The following is a 14,072-nucleotide window of genomic DNA, read 5'->3' as shown; positions in this document are numbered from 1 at the left end:
CTATTGTTCAGACACGATTATAATGTTTTTTTTCTTTATTTCTGTTCATCTAGACTAGATTGCCGCTATGGATTACTACGAAACCCTTGGGACAAAAAAAGGCTCTACCCCCACTGAAATAAAAAAGGCCTATCGTAAACTCGCCCTTAAATATCATCCGGATAAAAACAAGGGCGATACAAAAGCGGAGGAGAAGTTTAAAGAGATCAGCGAGGCGTATGCCGTGCTGTCCGATCCCGAGAAGAAAAAACAGTATGACCTCTACGGTTCCACCAATTTTCATCAACGATATTCCCAGGAAGACATCTTCAGAGGATTTGACCTCAATGACATCCTCCGGCAGTTCGGCGTCGGCGGTTCGGGACATGGCGGCAATTTTCGATCGACCATGGGAGGAAACGGGCGCTTTAATTCATTTTTCAGCCAAGGCAATGGCGGCGGCGGTTGCGGTGGAGGAGGGTGTCGACCGGCCCCGGAAAAAGGGCAGGATATGACCTACCAGATCAATGTCACCCTTGATGAGGTTCTCAATGGTGCCGAAAGAACGATCACCCTGCGTAAAAACGGCACTTCTCACAATGTGGCGGTGAAAATCCCCAAAGGTATCGAAGAAGGGAAGAAATTGCGCCTGCAGGGCAAGGGCGGCAGCTCAAAAAACGGTGGCCCTCCAGGAGACCTGTATCTCAAAGTTGAAATTGCCGCCAACGATACATTTTCCAGAAGCGGCGATGATCTTATCGTGCAGAAACTGATCTCATTCAGCGAGGCCTGTTTTGGTACCAAAATGGAAGTGGAAACGCTGGAAGGCAAAAAGTTTGTAGTAAAGGTGGCTCCCGGAACGGTGCATGATTCCCGTCTGAGGATCCGAGGCTATGGCTTACCGGTCGGCCCGCTGGGAGAACGCGGAGATCTTTATGTCAGAATCGGCGTCAAAGTTCCCAAAGAACTGACCGATGACCAGAAAAAAGTTATAGAACAGCTGCAGGCTGCGGGTCTGTAACCGTCTTTCACACGGCTAAAAAGTAAAACAATGAAAAATGCGCCTTGACGGTCAACCGTCAAGGCGCATTTTTTTTGTTAATAATTATTATCCGCGTAGGTAAGCCAGCCACCCGAGGCGACCAGCTTTTTATCAAAAGAATTGAGCTCAAAAGAACAGGTTACTTCTTGTTGTTTGGAGACATCCGAAACCGCCGTCAATTGTCCTTTGGCAAGATCTACTGCAATTGTAATATTGCCGTGCATCGCAAAAAGAGTATCGAGCTGCTTTTTATCCAGTTCTATGGCGAGAATACCGCAGTTGAACATATTTTGCCGGAAGATTCTGGCAAAGCTCTCGGCAATAACCACGTTTATATCGTTTACTTCAAAGGCCCAGACCGCATGCTCCCGTGAGGAACCGCAACCGAAATTAGCCCTGGCCACAACAACTTCGGCATTCTTCATCTGCTTCGACTGAGAATCAAAAGGCTTGCCGTCCAGGAGCAGATCCTCCAGGAGATGCGGTTTTAAGGCCGTTTTAGAGATTTCCGTCAGGTATTTTGCCGGGATGATCTCGTCCGTGTTGATATCATTTCTGTCGAGAAAAACTGCAGGACCACCAAATTCTTTCATTGTTACCACCTCAGCTTATATTTCCTTGATCTCTCGTGGATCGGTCAGTACTCCGGTCACCGCGGCCGCTGCAGCAGAAAATGGACTCAGCAAATGCACCATGCCACCTTTTCCCATACGTCCGTTGAAGTTACGGTTTGTGGTTGAGGCGCAGACCTCGCCCTCGGCGAGAACACCGGCGCTCATCCCGAGACAGGCGCCGCATGTTGGGTTGAGTACGCAGAACCCTGCATCCATAAAGATTTTGATGAGGCCTTCGTCAAGAGCCATGCTGTAGATATGCGGCGTTGCCGGGGTGACAATGCCTCTGACTCCGGCAGCCAGTGTTCGGCCCTTGAGGATTGATGCCGCGTCCCGTAAATCCTCAATCCTGCCGTTGGTGCACGACCCGATATAGACCTGGTCGACCGGTGTGCCGGACATCTCGGCGATATCACGGACCTTGTCCGGTTTGAAGTCAAAGGTGACCTGGGGAACAAGAGTACTGACGTCGAGTTCAATCGTTTCGGTGTAGACAGCGTCGGCATCGGAATGCCATTTCAGGTAATCGGCCACCGCGGCATCGATGGTTGGATAGTCACCTTGGATAAATGGCCAGAGATATTCTGCAGTTACCCGATCAGGCAGACACATGCCGCAGGTCGCACCCGCTTCGACGGCCATATTGCACAGGGTCATCCTGGCCGCCATGGAAAAAGCCTCAACCACTGGGCCGGTGAATTCAATGACCCGGTCGGTAGCGCCGTTAACGGTAATGCGTTTTATGATGGACAGGATGACGTCCTTGGCGGTTACCCGTGGCTGCAGGGTGCCGGTAATATGGATCTTCATGCTTTGCGGGGCACGGAACGAACACACCCCCTTATAAATACCCACTTCAAGGTCGGTGGTGCCGACACCTGCGGCAAAGGCCCCGAAAGCTCCGTGGGTGCAGGTGTGCGAGTCGCCCATGATAACCGTATATCCAGGTCGGACAAAGCCTTTTTCGGGAAAAAGCGCATGGCAGACACCATTGGCACCGACATCAAAAAAATCCTTGATGTGATGTCTTTTGGCCCAGTCACGCATTATTTTTCCCTGCGTTGCCGTCTTGGAATCCTTGGCGGGGGTAACATGATCAATAACCGCCTTGATTTTGGTGGTATCAAAAACCTGATCCATGCCTTTTTCGATGAGATCCATGATAGCGATCGGGGTGGTAATTTCATGGCACATCACCACATCCAGATCAAGCACCATGTTGTCCGGGGATGGTTTATCGCGCAGATGTGCGGCAAATATTTTTTCGACTATGGTCTGTCCCATTGTATTGCTCCGGTAGAAAAAAGGGAGGTGATTTTTTTCAGGGCGTATCCCTTCGGTATGCATGCAGCAGATTTCCTAGGAGAAATCGTTTATGGCTGCACGTTCCAAGGTTAGACATACTACACAAACAGTGGTAATATTGCCAGCATATTATAGACAACACCAGGGAAGTCGACCGCGCGGAAACACTCTTCCGCTACCGAAAAGGGAGCTCTACAATCAATGACCGTAACCTTAAACAAAAGATTTTTGCTGTTTTTTTTCATCACCCTGTTTTCAAGCTCACTGACCTTCGGCAGCGAAGGGGTGTCCCTAGATGGAACCCTCAAATATACAAAAGGATTTACTCAGTTCGACTATACCTCCCCCGATGCCGTGAAAGGCGGCAAACTCATTTTGCATGACATCGGCAGCTTTGACAAGATGAACCCATTTACCCTGAAAGGTTCCTCCGCCTATGGCCTGGAAGAGCTGGTTTTTGAACCACTGGCCAGCGCCAGCCTTGATGAACCCTTCTCGCAATATGGACATATAGCTGAAGACATCGAGGTTGCGACGGATAAAAAATCGGTCACCTTCACCCTTAACGCATCGGCAAGATTTTCCGATGGCAGTCCGATAACAGTTGAAGATGTGGCGTATTCGCTTGATATGATAAAAAGTGATCAGGTCCACCCGCAATTCAACTACTATTATGAAGATATTGCCGGCTACGAGCTGCTCGGCGACCGGAAAATCCGTTTTAATTTTAAACGGCCAAATCGCGAACTGCACATGATTGCCTCCCAGATAAATATTCTGCCGAAAAAATATCATCGCCAAAACGGCTTTGGCGAGGAAACCGGCCAGGCGAAAATCGCTTTTCCGGTAGGCTCCGGTCCGTATGTGGTGACCAATATCAATATCGGTAAATCGATCACCTACAAGAGAAACTTACAGTACTGGGCGAAGGATCATCCAACCAGGAAAGGGATGTTTAATTTCGATGAAATTGTTGTCAAATATTACAAGGACCAGATAGTGGCCCTTGAGGCCTTTAAGGCCGGGGAGTTCGATTTTATCTCCATCAATATCGCCAAACAATGGGCGAGGGATATGGAAGGCAAGAAGTTCACCGACGGTACACTCATCAAAAAAACATTTCCTCATTTAAACAATGCCGGCATGCAGGGTTTTTTGATGAATACCAGGCGTGAGCTCTTCCAGGATCGTCAGGTGCGGCAGGCTATGGGCCTGGCCCTCGATTTTGCATGGATAAATACCTCTCTCTTTCATGACCAATATACCAGAAACAACTCGTTTTTCAGTAACTCGTACCTCGCCGCAAAAGGGATACCGGACGGCCTGGAGCTCGAATACCTCGAGCCGTATCGGAAACTTCTGCCGCAGGAAGTCTTTACGACGCCCTTATCCACCCCGGTCACCAGCGGACCGGAGGATCTGCGGAACAACCTGCTGGAGGCCAAAAGACTACTGGAAAAAGCGGGGTGGCAGGTCAAGGACGGCGTTCTCACCAATCAGGAGAACAAACCCTTTGTCTTTGACATCCTCCTTGTGTCACCTTCCTTTGAACGGGTCATGGCCGGTTATGTGAAAAACCTGAAAAAACTCGGCATCCAGGTGACATACCGGACAATAGATCCTGCTCTCTACGTGGAACGGTTGAAAACCTTTGATTTTGACATGATCGTCACATCCTATGGTCAATCACAGTCACCGGGCAACGAACAGCGAAATTACTGGCACTCGTCCTCTGCTGAGAGGGTTGGGTCTCGCAACTATGCAGGCATACGCTCTCCAGCCGTCGACGGTCTCATCGATCGGATAATTTACGCCCAGACGAAGGAGCAGCTCATTGCCGGCTGCCGGGCCCTGGATCGGGTGCTCTGGTATGGCTATTACCTGGTCCCAAACTGGTATCTTCCCGTGCATAGATTGAGCTATCAAAATAAGTTTTCCAGACCGGAGTCACTGCCGCTCTATTATGATCCATTCCAGCTACTTATGACCTGGTGGATTAAATGATCGGCAAATTATCGAAGCATGGAGGAAGACGAAAATTATAATTTTTAATGCTATTCGTGAAAAGACATGTCATACATTGCGGTTCTATTTATGAGGCGTGGAGATTTCAGTGCAGGCGATTCGAATTCAGTTAACCACTCTGGCCGACAGCGAAAAACTCGGAAGACTTCTCGGTAGCCTGGCAGGCCCCGGTGATGTGATGTGCCTTGACGGCAATCTAGGCGCAGGAAAAACCGCCCTTGCCCAGGCAATCGCCCGTGGTCTTGAGGTGCCGGATACCTGCTATGTCACGAGTCCTTCGTTTGCTATTCTCCATGAATACGAGGGGCGAATGGTCATGTATCATATGGATTTTTACCGTTTGCGGGATGCGACCGAGGTAGAGGATCTTGGCTTTGAGGAATACTTTTATCTCAACGGGTTGACAGTGATCGAGTGGTCGTCCAGGGCAATGGACATACTGCCGCATGAACGATTGGTCGTGGAAATTGTCGTCAATGACGATCTTTCCCGGACGGTTACCCTGCATGGGACAAAGAGATATGCCGAAATGCTGCACCACATCAGCCGGGAATTTCCAGGCTGACCTGCCATCATTTCGTATAACTGAGGGCTTTCTATTTACAATTATTACGCGAAAAAATGAAAAAAAAATCTATACAGTTTCAGGATTGTTTGAAAAAATTTACGGTCGACCAGGATAAGGCAATATCTCCGCAAGAGACCCTGAAGAATTTTTATGCAAAGGTTGCTTCACTTGATCTGAAAATATTAAACGAAGTACGCAGGATAGATAACGGGCGTCTGGATATCCCGGTGTTCTTCAGTGTCTGCGGCGAGGACGCCCATGCCCTGACCGGTACCAAGAAGCAGATGGGCAAGGGAGCATCGCCGATACAGGCCGAGGCCTCCGCCTGTATGGAGCTGGCCGAGCGGTTTTCTTTCTTTTCCTATAAGAATAATTCCGGTAATTTTCTTTCCGGAGACTACAAAACCATGATCAGGGCCGGATATCCCGTCCTTGATCTCGAATTTTTACTGACATCGGTGCACGACCGCCATTCTTCCGTGCACCTGCTGGAACAATTGCTTGATGATATTCCTATGCAATGGGCCTGGGGCACGAATGTGACCCAGGGAACGGAGGTGCTCATTCCCTTTTCCTGGTTTTTTGCCATCAACGAATTTAACGGCCCCTCCGCCGGCAACACCTATGAGGAAGCGGCGCTGCAAGGCATCTGTGAAATCGTTGAGCGACATGTCTGCTCTGTTGTCAACCATACGAAAAGTGTGACGCCGAGGATCAATGCGGATTCCGTACAGGATGTTGTGGCCACAGAACTCATCGACAAGTTTCGCAAGAATGGTATTGAGCTCTACCTCAACGATTTCAGCCTGGATACCGGCATCTGTACGGTTGCCGCCCTGGCCATTGACCGAGCAACTTTTCCCGGAAAAAGTGAGATTGTCTATACCGCCGGGACAACCCCTGACCCGGAAAAAGCCCTGATAAGGGCCATCACCGAGGTGGCCCAGCTTGCCGGAGATTTTAATACAGACTCAAATTATATTGCCTCGGGATTGCCCAAACCTCTTTCCATGGAAGAGGTTGACTATGTGACGGATTCCCCGACCGAGATCTTGATACAGGACATGGCCAATCTGTCGCATAACAATATCAAGGTAGAAGTAGACAATTGTATCGCCTCCCTGAAAAAAATCGGCATGGACGTGCTGATGATCGATGTCACCCACCCTGGTCTTGACATACCGGCACTGTATACCATAGTTCCGGGGGCACATTTTCGCGAGAGATCGATGATCAACGATGTCGGACTTTTTGCGGCGAAACTACTCGTTGAGCGGGTTACTGATACGGAACTGCTCGACAGAAAGCTGCTGCAGATGGAAAGCCTCCTGCCGGAAGCATACTATCTTGAGTTCTATCGAGGACGTAATTTTTCCGACATGGGATTTCCCGAAGCCGCCCTTGAGCACTTTGCTCGTGCGCTGCGCATGCGGCCCGAAGCTGAAGATTTACCCTATATATATTCTTACATGGGCAGTTGTCTGAAAGAGCTTGGCCGCTATGATGAGGCTGTTGAAATTTTACACCACGGCTTGCAGGAGGATGAAGAAAGACCGGATCTGCACAATACGCTGGGGGTCTGTTATTTCAAGATGCAGCAGTATGACCAAGCAATCCTCCATTTTCAACGGGCGGTCGAGTTAAACCCCGCCTCGGCAATCGATTACGCCAATCTTGGTGTAAATTATAATAAAATCGGTAATAAAGAGTCGGCCATCGAGTTTCTTACCTTGGCCGTTACGCTTGACCCAGACCTTGATTTTGCCCGTGATCTCCTTGCTGCTCTGGTTAAAAAATAATGGCGGCAAAAGAACTGTATTTTTTGCGTCATGGTGATACCGGGCTGCAGGGTCGCTATATCGGCAGTACCGATGCACCCTTGTCGGACAAGGGCAGGGCACAGGTACGTCAAGCGGCTGGTCTGTTACAGGCAAAAGATATCACCAGGATAGTCTGCAGTCCCATGCTTCGCTGTCGGCAAACCCTCGAACAGCTCGATCTTCCGTGTTCCTTCCGGTTCGACGAGCTGTTAAGGGAGGTTGACTTCGGCCGATGGGAAGGCAAAAAATTTCGTGAAATTGTCCAACGTGACAAAGACCTGGTTGACTCCTGGGTGAGTGATCCATCTTCATTTGCCTTCCCTGATGGCGAGTCCCTGGCTGCATTCAATAAGAGAGTCGCTGCCTGCAGAATCCTGCTGGAAAAGATGGTGGAAGAGAAAATACTGATAATTACCCACGGCGGGATCATCAGACATCTGCTCTGCCTGCTGCTGGGACTCGATGTGGAAAAATACCTGCTCTTTGAGGTCAAACCCGGCCGCGTGAGCTCAGTACAGCTCTATGACGAGGGTGGGGTACTGACCGGTTTTAATATCACAGGCTAAACATATGGCAAAAATTATCCTCATTACCGGCGGCGCGCGAAGCGGCAAGAGCTCCTATGCCCTGGAACGCGCCGAATCCTTGTCAAGCAGACGGCTGTTTGTCGCTACCTGCCCAAAAATCGACGCGGAGATGTCGGAGAGGGTCAGACGACATCAGGAGGAGCGACGAGGCAGAGGGTGGGTTACCCTCGAAAAGGAGACAGAGCTGGCCGACGTCTTTTTACAACAGACCGAGGGGTTTGATGTGGTGCTCATTGACTGCATCACCTTATGGGTCAATAACATTCTGTTTACCGATGCAGGCCAGGAGCAGACAGTCGATGACCAGCGTATCGGCGCGCTGTGTCGCGAATGGCTTGATACCACCCGCCGTTTTGCCGGAACGGTAATCTGTGTGACCAACGAGGTCGGACTGGGCATCGTCCCGGACAACGCCTTGGCCCGCAGATACCGTGATCTGGTCGGGACATGCAACCAATTGCTAGGAAAAGAGGCCGATGAGGTTATTCTCGTCAGCTGCGGCATACCTCTCGTAATAAAATAACAACAAGACAATACACAACAAAAAGAGATATCATGAGCCTTTTAGAACGAACAATAGCAAAAATATATCCGCAGGATTCCGTCAGCAGAGATGCGGCAAAAGAGCGTCTTGACAACCTGGCCATTCCCCACTGGGCCCTAGGCGATCTCATGGACCTGGCCATTGATATTGCCGGCATGATGAAGACCACTCGTCCCGAAGTGCATCGAAAGGCTATTGTGACAATGGCCGGAGACCATGGCGTCGTTGCCGAAAACATCTCCAAGTATCCCAGTGAAGTGACAGCGCAGATGGTCTATAATTTTGTTGCGGGGGGAGCCGGCATAAACGCCTTGGCAAAACAGGCCGGCGCCGAGGTCTTCGTCGTCGATATGGGGGTGGCCGCCGATCTCAAAGATCTGGTTGAAAGTAAAAAAATTATCAACAAAAAAGTTGGTCTGGGAACAGACAATATTGGTGTTGGCCCGGCCATGAGTAAGGCGATGGCCAAAAGGGCTATTGAATCCGGTATTGATATCGCCAACGAACTGTCGTCTCGTTTTGACGTGTTTGGTACCGGTGATATGGGCATTGGCAACACAACGCCGTCAACCGCCATTGCCGCGGTCTGCACCGGTAAAACTGTTGCGGAATTGACCGGAAAGGGTACCGGGCTTGATAATGAACAGATCAAACACAAGGTGCAGGTAATTGCAAGGGCACTGGCGGTGAATAAACCGGAAAGCAAGGATGGCCTTGACATCCTCGCCAAGGTCGGCGGGTTTGAGATCGGCGGCATTGCCGGGCTGATCCTCGGCGCAGCGGCAAACAGCAAACCGGTGGTGATCGACGGCTTCATCTCCACGGCGGCAGCCCTCATCGCCTATAAAGTTGAGCCGTTTGTTAAGGATTACCTCATATTTTCACACAAATCCGTTGAACCCGGCCATAAAGCCATGCAGGAGGCCCTCGGCTGTAGAAAACCCTTACTCGATTTAAATTTCCGCCTCGGGGAAGGCACCGGAGCGGCGGTGGCCATGAACCTCGTCGAAGGAGCAGTGGCCATCTTGACGCAGGTGGCAACCTTTGCCGAGGCGTCCGTGGCCGAAGCGGACAAATAATCGACAGAGGTATTATGGCCACTATCGAAAAAAAATTATCCCTTCTGTTGGTACGATTTTGCGCGGCGATTCGGTTTCTCACCATTATTCCGCTCTCATGGCGGGCCGCAGACGATGTGCAGCAATTCAATACATGTCTGGTGTTCTTCCCTCTTGTCGGCGCGTTTATTGGTATTGTCGGCTCTGCCGCGGCGTATGTCCTGCTCCTTTTTTTTCCACCGCAGGTCGTTGCCGTCTTGGCCATTGTCTATCTTGCCTTTGTCTCGGGTTTCCTCCATCTTGACGGGCTCTCCGACAGCGCCGACGGTCTGTTTAGCTCCCGTCCCCGGGAAGATTGTCTGCGCATCATGAAAGACAGCAGAGCCGGAGCGATGGGCGTTGTCGTGGTCGTCTGTGTTATGCTGGCGAAATACAGCGCCTTGAGTTCAATGGACCGGCAGATGCTCTGCCTGGCGATTTTTTTCATGCCTCTTGCCGGCAGAAGTGCCATACTTCTGTCCATGGCCGTCCTGCCGTATGCCCGCCCTGAGGGTGGACTTGGCCGGCTTTTTTATTCCGATAGCAGCAAAACCGCGGCAGTGGCAGCGTTCTGTGCACTTTTTCTGGTCCTGGTCATTCTGGCACCCTCGCTGCTCGTTGTTACGCTCATTGCCATCGCCTGCGTTAATCTGCTCTTTGGCCGATGGTGCCGCCTGCGCTTGGGCGGGGCGACCGGGGATACCCTGGGGGCGTCCTGTGAACTCACCGAGGCAGTTACCGCGCTCGCCTTTACCGCCTCCTTTTCATTCTTTTGACAGAACAATCCGGAAAAGTTATGCATACATTCGAACACGGCGGCAATATCCACAAAATACTGCGGGATTCGGCGGCAGAAGACAGAGAAATCCTCGATTTCAGCGCCAATATAAACCCCCTTGGTCCCCCGGAGTGGTTTCGTCCCCTGATAAGCAGCCAGCTGGAGTATCTGCTGCATTATCCGGATCCGGACAACACCCGTTTTATCGAGGCCATCGCCGAACATACCGGAATAGCAAAGGAACATGTTGTCGTCGGCAATGGCACGACCGAGCTGCTCTACGCCTACATGCGCACAGTTCCGTGCACAAGGGCTGTTATACCGGTACCGTCGTATGTGGATTATGTCCGGGCCGCCGAAATCGCCGGATTGGCCGTTGTGCCCTGCACCCTGCTGGAAGAAGATGATTTTACTCTCGATCTGTTGCGACTTGCGGCGATTATTCAACCACATGATCTGGTGGTCATCGCCACGCCGAACAATCCAACCGGAAAAACAGTCGACAGAGTCGCGCTTCTCGCCTTGATAATGGATTTCCCGGAGAGTTATTTCCTGATCGATGAAGCCTTTCTTGATTTCATCGAAGGTGCAAAAACAGTTGGCGCCGAGGCCCCGAATGTTTTGACCCTCAACTCCATGACCAAGTTTTATGGGGTTCCCGGTCTTCGCATAGGTTATGGCCTGGTGTCACCTGCTCTTGCCCGGCAGGTAAAAGAAAATCTGCCGCCTTGGACGGTGAACAGCCTGGCCCAGGCGGTGGGAACCGCGGCTCTTCAGGATACGGTATATCAAAATACCACCAGACAGACCTGCAGGGAATTGCGTCTGGCGCTGGAGACGGAGCTGCGGAAAATTGACGACCTGAAAATTTACAGCTCGAAGGCAAATTATCTGTTTGTCAAAATTATCGGTAAGGGAGATGCTGCGGCCCTTGCCGACTATTGCCTGAAACAGGGCATAATGATCCGTCGGTGCGAAAATTATCAGGGACTGCCGTCGGCGCATTCTTTTTTCCGGATAGCCGTTCGCACCAGGCGGGAAAATCTTCACCTTGTTGAGGTGCTAGGCAGGTATTTTTCCAAGAGTAATGGCCGGAAGAAGGTCGAAAAAAAGGCGAGGTCCCTGATGTTTCAAGGGACATGTTCCGACGCCGGGAAATCAATTATCACCGCCGCCCTGTGCCGCATCTTGTATCAGGACGGCCTGCGTGTTGCCCCTTTCAAGGCGCAAAACATGTCCCTGAATTCTTTTGTCACCCTGCAGGGCGACGAGATGGGCAGGGCACAGGTGGTCCAGGCGCAGGCGGCACGGCTTGATCCGGATTGCCGGATGAACCCGATTCTGCTCAAACCAAACTCGGATACCGGCAGTCAGATCATTGTCTGCGGCCAACCGGTCGGCAATATGTCCGTCCTCGATTACAACAGCTACAAACCAAGGGTATGGCAATCGGTATGCGAAAGCTATGACAGCCTCGCCGCAGAATTTGATGTGGTTGTCCTGGAAGGCGCCGGGTCGCCGGGGGAAGTCAATTTAAAAGCCGATGACATCGTCAATATGCGTATGGCCCGATACGCCGAGTCACCGGTTATCCTTGTCGGCGATATTGACAGGGGCGGGGTGTATGCCTCGTTTGTCGGCATTATGGAGGTCTTGGCCGAGTGGGAACGGCAGCTTGTTGCCGGTTTTCTGGTCAATAAATTTCGGGGCCAGGCCTCCCTGCTTGAGTCGGCGCACCGGTATGTGAAAATGCATACCGGCCGAGATGTTGTCGGCGTGGTGCCGTATCTGAAAAACCTCGGTCTCCCCGAAGAAGATTCGGTCTCCTTTAAAAAAGGCAGTTTCAATAAAAAGCATTCCGGGGAAGGAATTGAAATCGTTGTCGTCAATCTGCCGCATATCTCCAACTTCACCGATATTGAACCATTTCTCGAAGAACCTGATGTAACTCTTCGAATTGTCGATAAAGTATCGGATTTTGGTTCGCCCCAGGCGATCATCCTGCCCGGTTCAAAAAATGTCATCCACGATCTTCGTTTCTTACAAGAAAGCGGCTTTGCCGAAAAAATTGATCGATGCCTCGCCGACGACTGTGAACTTGTCGGCATTTGCGGTGGCTATCAGATGCTCGGCAAGGTCATTCATGACCCTTATGAGATAGAGTCCATCGACGGGCGGTTGTCCGGTCTTAGCTACCTTGATATGGAGACGGTGATCGAGCGCGACAAAAACCTCACCCGAAAAGCGGGTGTCCATCAGCTTTCCGGGAAAAAGATCTTCGGGTATGAAATCCACCATGGCGTTTCTTCTACGACCCAGGTCCCCGTACTGCACTTTGATGACGGGACAAGCTGCGGTCAGATGCAGCAGTCGGAAAAGATCTGGGGCTGCTATCTGCACGGCATCTTTGACAGTGACGAGTTCAGGAGATGGTTTATCGATCGCTTACGCCAAAGGATCGGCTTGACGCCGATTGGTGCGATACTGGCGCCCTACAATTTGGAGATCGCCTTTGATAGACTGGCAGCATGCGTGCGGGACAATGTCGATATGGACGCACTCTATCGTCTTATGAAAATATGATCGCCACCTCCTCAACCCCAAAGCGAACATGATCTTTTATCTGCAGCTTGTCGCCTCAATTCTCCTCGACGCCCTCTTCGGCGATCCACGCTGGTACCCGCATCCGGTGCGGGGGATAGGCCGGTTGTGTTCCTGGAGTGAAACCGTCACTCGGTCAATGTTCAGCAATCTCTACGTGGCCGGCTTGTTCACCGTTGCGATCGTCATCGCCCTCACCGGGGCCATCGTCGCCGGCATCCTTTTTACCGCGGCAGCATTTTCTCCGACCATTGAAGGCATTGTCGGCGTGATCCTCCTGTACACGACCATTGCCGCCAGAGATCTTCTGCGCCACAGTACCGAGGTATTTGTGCTGCTGCGAGACAAAAAGCCGCTGGAAGATGCCCGTATGGCGGTGGGCAAGATAGTCGGCCGGGATACTGCAACGCTGGATGAGGACGGCATCTGCCGGGCGACTATCGAAACGGTCGCCGAGAACATGGTCGACGGCATTACCGCACCTCTTTTTTTTGCTTTTCTGGCAAGCAGCTGTGCGCCGCTTGGCACTCTTTCACCGATCGGCTGGGCGGTTGTCGGTGCGTTTTTGTATAAGGCGGTAAATACCATGGATTCGATGATCGCCTACAAAAATGAGCGATATATCAAATTCGGCAGGACTGCGGCAAAGCTTGACGACGCGGTGAATTTCATACCGGCAAGGCTCAGCGGGGTCTGTCTGATTATGGCTGCATTTTTTTTAAAACTGGATTACAGAAAGGCGGCAAAAGTTTTCCGGCGAGACAGATTGAGACACTCAAGCCCCAACGCCGGGCATACCGAGGCCGCGGCGGCTGGGGCACTCGGGGTGCAACTTGGCGGACCTTCGTTCTATTTTAATAAAATTGTCGATAAACCTTATATTGGTGATGCGGATGTGCCCCCTGTCCCAAGCGATATTCAGAGGACCAACCGCCTGGTAATCGTCGGCTCGCTGATATTTTTCGCCTTTCTTGTCGGATTACGTATGTTGCTTATGTAATAGTATATTTTATTTAATTGAACTCGGACACCGTAACAGTGAGAGGGTTGTCACGCCTCGACGGCTTCAATCCGCTTAATTCTCAATCAGCTTAATTGGTAAGACACTACAA

Annotated in this window: 12 protein-coding genes; 10 read left to right on the top strand and 2 right to left on the bottom strand. The window is 51.1% G+C overall.

Annotation, left to right across the window (positions count from 1 at the left end):
• The first annotated feature begins 67 nt into the window (after nucleotides 1-67).
• Nucleotides 68-1,000 (top strand): DnaJ C-terminal domain-containing protein, encoded by a 933-nt coding sequence (locus tag ACYQ8U_RS07570; protein WP_459944929.1) that lies wholly within the window; start codon nucleotides 68-70, stop codon nucleotides 998-1,000.
• A gap of 77 nt (nucleotides 1,001-1,077) precedes the next feature.
• Here the strand turns inward: ACYQ8U_RS07570 and ACYQ8U_RS07565 are convergent, their stop codons facing one another.
• Nucleotides 1,078-1,614: a 3-isopropylmalate dehydratase small subunit gene (locus tag ACYQ8U_RS07565; protein ID WP_459944928.1), complete on the bottom strand. Its 537-nt coding sequence runs from the start codon at nucleotides 1,612-1,614 to the stop codon at nucleotides 1,078-1,080.
• A gap of 15 nt (nucleotides 1,615-1,629) precedes the next feature.
• On the bottom strand, nucleotides 1,630-2,919 hold the full coding sequence (locus ACYQ8U_RS07560; protein ID WP_459944927.1) for a 3-isopropylmalate dehydratase large subunit: 1,290 nt from the start codon (nucleotides 2,917-2,919) through the stop codon (nucleotides 1,630-1,632).
• Between the two features lie 222 nt (nucleotides 2,920-3,141).
• Here ACYQ8U_RS07560 and ACYQ8U_RS07555 point away from each other — a divergent pair, with 222 nt between their 5' ends.
• The 9 genes from ACYQ8U_RS07555 (at nucleotide 3,142) to cbiB (ending at nucleotide 13,960) form a co-directional block, all read left to right on the top strand.
• Complete coding sequence (locus ACYQ8U_RS07555; RefSeq protein WP_459944926.1) at nucleotides 3,142-4,944, top strand: extracellular solute-binding protein; 1,803 nt, start codon at nucleotides 3,142-3,144, stop codon at nucleotides 4,942-4,944.
• A gap of 109 nt (nucleotides 4,945-5,053) precedes the next feature.
• Nucleotides 5,054-5,530, top strand: a complete 477-nt coding sequence (gene tsaE, locus ACYQ8U_RS07550) for a tRNA (adenosine(37)-N6)-threonylcarbamoyltransferase complex ATPase subunit type 1 TsaE (RefSeq protein ID WP_459944925.1) — start codon at nucleotides 5,054-5,056, stop codon at nucleotides 5,528-5,530.
• An 89-nt stretch (nucleotides 5,531-5,619) separates the two neighbouring features.
• Nucleotides 5,620-7,332, top strand: a complete 1,713-nt coding sequence (locus tag ACYQ8U_RS07545) for a YcaO-like family protein (RefSeq protein ID WP_459944924.1) — start codon at nucleotides 5,620-5,622, stop codon at nucleotides 7,330-7,332.
• Nucleotides 7,332-7,919, top strand: a complete 588-nt coding sequence (locus ACYQ8U_RS07540) for a histidine phosphatase family protein (protein WP_459944923.1) — start codon at nucleotides 7,332-7,334, stop codon at nucleotides 7,917-7,919. The genes ACYQ8U_RS07545 and ACYQ8U_RS07540 overlap by 1 nt, the downstream gene beginning before the upstream one ends.
• 4 nt (nucleotides 7,920-7,923) lie before the next feature.
• A complete protein-coding gene (gene cobU, locus ACYQ8U_RS07535; protein WP_459944922.1) occupies nucleotides 7,924-8,463 on the top strand; it encodes a bifunctional adenosylcobinamide kinase/adenosylcobinamide-phosphate guanylyltransferase in 540 nt (179 codons plus the stop codon).
• A 32-nt stretch (nucleotides 8,464-8,495) separates the two neighbouring features.
• The gene (cobT, locus tag ACYQ8U_RS07530; RefSeq protein ID WP_459944921.1) at nucleotides 8,496-9,563 is read left to right on the top strand and encodes a nicotinate-nucleotide--dimethylbenzimidazole phosphoribosyltransferase; all 1,068 of its coding nucleotides are present in this window, start codon (nucleotides 8,496-8,498) and stop codon (nucleotides 9,561-9,563) included.
• 14 nt (nucleotides 9,564-9,577) lie between these two features.
• Entirely contained in the window at nucleotides 9,578-10,357 is a 780-nt protein-coding gene (cobS, locus tag ACYQ8U_RS07525; RefSeq protein ID WP_459944920.1) for an adenosylcobinamide-GDP ribazoletransferase, read from the top strand.
• A 20-nt stretch (nucleotides 10,358-10,377) separates the two neighbouring features.
• The gene (locus ACYQ8U_RS07520) at nucleotides 10,378-12,942 is read left to right on the top strand and encodes a cobyric acid synthase (RefSeq protein ID WP_459944919.1); all 2,565 of its coding nucleotides are present in this window, start codon (nucleotides 10,378-10,380) and stop codon (nucleotides 12,940-12,942) included.
• Between the two features lie 28 nt (nucleotides 12,943-12,970).
• Nucleotides 12,971-13,960, top strand: a complete 990-nt coding sequence (gene cbiB / locus ACYQ8U_RS07515; protein ID WP_459944918.1) for an adenosylcobinamide-phosphate synthase CbiB — start codon at nucleotides 12,971-12,973, stop codon at nucleotides 13,958-13,960.
• Nucleotides 13,961-14,072: the final 112 nt, after the last annotated feature.

It is taken from the genome of Desulfocastanea catecholica (assembly GCF_054657295.1).
The sequence above is the reverse complement of the archived record's forward strand: the minus strand, read 5'-3'. Positions and strand labels throughout refer to the sequence as shown.